The organism is Kitasatospora sp. NPDC059722 (genome assembly GCF_042733235.1).
Taxonomy (GTDB): Bacteria; Actinomycetota; Actinomycetes; order Streptomycetales; family Streptomycetaceae; genus Kitasatospora.
On sequence record NZ_JBHWGD010000313.1, the window covers coordinates 1 to 1,001 of the forward strand.

Below are 1,001 nucleotides of genomic sequence, written 5' to 3' on the forward strand. Positions count from 1 at the left end.
AGGGCCTGGGCCTCGATCGGGTCGCCGAGGCGGGTGCCGGTGCCGTGCGCCTCGACGGCGTCCACCTCGGCGGGCGTCAGACCGGCGTCGGCCAGCGCGGCCCGGATCACCCGCTGCTGCGACGGGCCGTTGGGCGCCGTCAGCCCGTTCGACGCACCGTCCTGGTTGACGGCCGAGCCCCGCACAACGGCCAGCACCGGGTGCCCGTGGCGCCGCGCGTCCGAGAGCCGCTCGACCAGGAGGACGGCGGCGCCCTCGCTCCACGCGGTGCCGTCGGCCGCCGCCGCGAAGGGCTTGCACCGGCCGTCGGCGGCGAGACCGCCCTGCCGGGAGAACTCGGTGAACATCTGCGGGCTCGACATCACCGTCACGCCGCCCGCGAGCGCGAGCGTGCACTCGCCGCGGCGCAGCGACTGGACGGCGAGGTGCAGGGCGACCAGCGAGGAGGAGCAGGCGGTGTCGACCGTCACCGCCGGGCCCTCCAGGCCGAGCGTGTAGGCGACGCGGCCCGAGATCACGCTGGCGGCGTTGCCCGTCATCACGTGCCCGGCGACGCCCTCCCGGGCCGGGTCCAGCAGCAGGTGGTAGTCCTGGAAGTTGGAGCCGACGAACACGCCCGTCCGCGAGCCGTGCAGGGCGCCGGGGTCGATGCCGGAGCGCTCGACGGCCTCCCAGACCGTCTCCAGCAGGAGCCGCTGCTGCGGGTCCATCGCGAGCGCCTCGCGCGGGGAGATGCCGAAGAAGGCGGCGTCGAAGTCGGCCGGGGCGGTGAGGAAGGCGCCCTCGGCGACGTAGCTGGTGCCCTCGTGGTCCGGGTCCGGGTGGTGCAGGCGGTCGGTGTCCCAGCCCCGGTCGGCCGGGAACGGGCCCACCGCGTCTCGGCCCTCGGCGAGCAGCCGCCAGAGGTCCTCCGGCGACTCGACGCCGCCGGGGAAGCGGCAGGCCATCGCGACGATCGCGATCGGCTCGTCGGCGGCGACGGCGGCCACCGGCTCCAGGAC

1 protein-coding gene is annotated in these 1,001 nt (G+C 76.2%); it reads right to left on the minus strand.

Features of this window, described 5'->3' with window-relative positions:
• A partial coding sequence (locus ACFV4F_RS43505; RefSeq protein WP_380511630.1) for a beta-ketoacyl synthase N-terminal-like domain-containing protein occupies positions 1 to 1,001 on the minus strand: 1,001 nt, incomplete at both ends.